At 65.2% G+C, this 4,316-nt stretch carries 3 protein-coding genes; all 3 read right to left on the reverse strand.

Annotated elements, in window-relative coordinates:
* Positions 1-1,121 (reverse strand): MFS transporter (locus VK519_RS08840; protein ID WP_324349119.1); only part of this gene is annotated, 1,121 nt, incomplete at its 3' end.
* Positions 1,121-2,308 carry a class I SAM-dependent methyltransferase gene (locus VK519_RS08845; RefSeq protein WP_324349121.1) on the reverse strand — a complete coding sequence of 396 codons (1,188 nt, stop codon included), beginning with the start codon at positions 2,306-2,308 and terminating at the stop codon, positions 1,121-1,123. The genes VK519_RS08845 and VK519_RS08840, both read right to left, overlap by 1 nt.
* Positions 2,309-2,344: 36 nt before the next feature.
* Positions 2,345-4,316 (reverse strand): TonB-dependent receptor (locus VK519_RS08850; RefSeq protein WP_324349123.1); only part of this gene is annotated, 1,972 nt, incomplete at its 5' end.

Below are 4,316 nucleotides of genomic sequence, written 5' to 3' on the forward strand. Positions count from 1 at the left end.
AAAGCCAGCGATGCTCCGGTATAGCGCACGGGCGTGGGGAACATCTCGGCCAGGATGGTGCCGCAGGGGCCGTAGGTGAGGCCCATCACGCCCAGGCCGACCACCAGGAACAGCAGGACGCCCCAGGCGCTGCCCAGTTCAAACAGCGGGCCGAAGAAGATGCCGAACAGCAGCACCCCCACGCTTGCGGCGAGCATGGCCACGCGCCGGCCGAAGCGGTCGGCGAACCACGCCGAGAACGGGATGGTGGCGGCGAAGAACAGCACGGCCACCATCTGCAGCAGCAGGAACTGTTCCCGGCCGAAGCCCAGGTGGGCCGTGCCCCAGCCCAGGGCGAACACCGTCATCAGGTAGAACAGCACGAAGGTGGCCATGGCGGCGAAGGTGCCGGCGACGAGCGCGCGCGGATGTTTGGTGAGCACCGTCCACATTGGCACGCGCACGCGCTCCTCGCGCTCCAGCGCGCGCTGGAAGGCCGGCGTCTCGGCGATCGACAGCCGAACCCATAGGCCCACCATCACCAGCACCGCGCTGGCGATGAAAGGAATGCGCCAGCCCCAGTGGAAGAAGTCGTCGTCGGTGATGGTCTCGGTCAGCAGCAGGAACACGCCGCTTGAACAAAGAAAACCGATCGGCGCGCCCAGCTGCGGGAACATGCCATACCAGGCACGCTTGCCTGGCGGCGCGTTCTCGGTGGCCAACAATACCGCGCCACCCCACTCGCCGCCGAGGCCCAGGCCCTGGCCGAAGCGGCACAGCGCCAGCAAAGCCGGTGCCCACACGCCGATATTCGCGTAAGTGGGAAGCAGGCCGATGGCGACTGTCGATACGCCCATGGTGAGCAGTGCTGCCACCAGGGTCGCCTTGCGTCCCACGCGATCGCCGAAGTGCCCGAACAAGGCCGAGCCCACGGGCCGCGCGAAGAACGCCACGGCGAAGGTCGCCAGCGACTGCAGCGCCCCGGAGGCGGGGTCCGCCGAGGGAAAGAACAGCTTGGGAAACACCAGCACCGCGGCGGTGGCGTAGATGTAGAAATCGAAGAACTCGATGGTGGTGCCGATAAGACTGGCGAAGAGCACGCGCGACTTGCTGTTGAGGGGGGCCACGTCAATCACGCTCATCAAAGTCGTCCACCCTGGTCGGCAAGCAATACATCGGCGGGAAGCGGCACGGCGTCGAAGCCCCGGGCGAACAGCATGGCCTGGAAGCGCTCGCCCATTTCGTCGGGCAGGGTCAGCCGCTTCACCTGGCGCGCCAGTTTCATGCGCGTGCCTTCATCGGCAGCCTCGACGAAATCGCTTTCGAATAATTCCTGCAGCCCGGAGGCGATCAGGAACTGCGCCTGCGGCACGTAGGCCGCCAGGCTGAATCCCGCATTGTTGCCGGCCTCGGCCAGGGCGGTGAAATCCACGGAAGCCGTGAGATCCTGCAAGCCCGGAAGGATGTACGCATCGCCGTGCGCGCGGTGGCGATAATGCGCCATCAGCGTGCCGTCGCTTCGTTCGGGCAGGTAAAACTCCTGGCGCACATAGCCGTAGTCCACGAACAACATGACGCCGGAGGTGAGCGAACCGGCGACTGCCTGCATCCAGAAGGGAAGCTGCGGCAATATTTCCGAGCGGTAGCCGTCGGGAAATTCCCGGCCGGTGTCGCGCTCCACATGGCGCACGGCACCGCCTACCAGCGCATCGGCCGGGCGGTCGCTGCGCTTGAGGTTGCCCTCGCCGTCGAGCACCACGTGCTCTTCGTACACCTCACCGTCGCGCATGGTGAAGCGCGTAGTGGGCAGCGCGTCGATCACCTCGTTGGCGAACAGCACGCCGTGCCAGTCTTCCGCCGGCGGCCCATCCAGCCATTCGACGCGGCCGAAGGTGTCCCCCGGCAGCGAAGCTGACAGCCGATCGCGCTGACGTTCGCGCAGGTCCGCGCTGGGCTCGAGGATCAGGTAACGCGCGGGCAGCGAACCGGCGGCCGACAGTGCCAGCAGCGCGGCTTCCGCGAAGCTGCCGCTGCCCCCGCCCAGTTCCAGGAACGAGGCCTCCGGACCAAGCGCCTCGAGCACCGGCTGCACCGTGCGCACCACGCAACGGGCGAACAGGTCGCCCAGTTCCGGCGCGGTGATGAAATCCCCCGCCTCGCCGAATTTGGTCTTGCCGGCGCTGTAATAACCCAGCCCCGGCGCATACAGGCAGCGCTCCATATAGCGCGAGAACGGCATGGGGCCGTTCGATGCGATCTCCTGGCGAACATGGGCCAGGAGCTGGTCGGAAAGGGCGCGTTCGGCGGCTTCAGGGAGCGGCAGTTTCATCCTGTAAAGGATAGCAGCCGCTCGCGCGTTGAGCCGCTAGAAGTTCTTTTCGACCGAGAGGAACAGCCCGCGGCGGGGCCCGAACTGCGGAGCACCCACGCCGACGCCGCTGCCGTCACGAAGCTCGTACGTGCGGTCCAGGGCGTTGATCAGCGCCAGCTGGGTATGCAGCTTGCCGGTGCTTTCGAAGCTGAAGTCGTGCGACACGCTCAGGTTCAACTGGAAGTAGTACGGCATCGACAACCCATTGGGCACGTCGCCGTCCTTGCGCAGGCCCGAGCCGAACAGATAGTTCGCGCCCACCTGGGTGTCGCCGGTGATCGCCCAGCTGATGCCGCCGGAGGACGTCAGCTTCTGGTCGTGGTCCAGGTGGATGAAGTTGTCGTAGATGTAGGCCAGCTCATCCGGATCGAAGTTGTACTGGCCGGTGACGATGCGTTTGCCCATGGCACGGCTGTAGGCCATGTTGAAGTAGGCGGTGACCGGGCCGTGGGTCCAGTTGGCACTGAACTCGGCGCCGCGGACGCGTCCGAACTGGTAGTTGAAGGTGGAGTACACCAGGGCGGCACCGAACTGGCCCTCGTCCTGCAGGCGGCTCACCCGGCGGTCGTAGAGGTCCAGGCCCAGGGTGAGGTCGCTGCCTACCTGCTGCGATATGCCCAAGTCGTAGTAGCTGGAGCGTTCGCTCTTGGGCGTGTTGTTGCCGTCGCTTGGCAGCGCATTGGTGGTGCCGGCGAATTTCTCGATCGAGGTAGTGGTGATGGCCTCGGTGGCCGGCGGCGTGAAGTAGCGCGAGTAACCGGCATGGATGGTGGTGCTGTCCGAGGCCTGCCACACCACGCCAACGCGCGGGGATAGCTGGCTTTCCGGCGTGAATGCGTCGTACTTGTCGTAGCGCAGGCCGTAGTTCACCGTCCAGGCGCTGCCGATGCTCCATTCATCCTGCAGGTAGGCCGAATACGTGCGGGCGATCAGGCGGCTTTGATCGACGATGTTGAGCGGCGTGGTACTGGTCTGGTTGCCGTCGGCATCGGCCGGGAACACCATGGCGTCGTTCGTGCTGCCGGCTTTCTCGAATGAGGAATACACGCCGTAGCGCACGGTGTTGTTGTCGCCGACGGGGGTGGAGAAATCCGCCTGCACGGTGCTGGCACGGTTGGTGCGACGAACGTTCGAAGCCACGCCGTCGAACATCAGGTCGCCGATGTCATCGGGGGTGAAATCCAGGCCGCTGTAGCGCTGGCCCAGGGACACCTGGTAGGCGGTTTCGCCCATTTTTCCCTGCAGCGAGAGCACGCCGAAGCGGGTGCGTTCCTGCTGCTGCTCGTTGAGCTTGGCCGAATCGAAGTTGGTGACGTCCAGGTAACCGAAGGTGGGTGTCTGGCCCGGGTTGTCGGGAATCTGGAAGCGGTTGTTGGCCACGCCGAACATGAAGCTCAACCGCGCGTCGTCATTGATGCGGTAGGAGATATCGCCGAACGCCTTAACCTGGTTGGTATGGTCGTGCACCGGCTTCTTGCTGGACGTCGGATTCTCGATGCCGATGTCGCTTTCCAGGTAGTTGGCGGTAAGGTAGTAGCTCCACTCACCGGATTTGCCGAACAGCGACGCATACGGGTTGAGTGTGCCGTTGCTGCCGCCGGTAATACCCACCACGCCTTCGTTGCCGTCGTTCTTGAGCTTCTTGGTGGTGATGTCCACTACCGCCGCGGTGCGCAGGCCGTATTGGGCTGGCAGCGCGCCGTCCAGCAGCTTGAGGTTGTCGATCATGCGCGCGTCCAGCGCCTGGCCGAAGCCGCCGATGCTCTCGGGGATCACTACGCCGTCGATGCGGTACTGGAGGTTCGCGTGGTCGCCGCGCACGTGCAGCTGGCCGAAGGAATCCTGCACCACGCCAGGCGCCTGCAGAACCACCTGGTTCAACGGGGTGCTCTGCCCCAGGGGCAGCGCCGCAATGGCCTTGCTGTCCAGTACGTACTGGCTGCTGCCGGTGTCCGGCGACAGGCTG

Origin of the sequence: Pinirhizobacter sp., assembly GCF_035317885.1 — a bacterium.
In the GTDB taxonomy this organism is placed as follows: domain Bacteria; phylum Pseudomonadota; class Gammaproteobacteria; order Xanthomonadales; family Rhodanobacteraceae; genus Pinirhizobacter.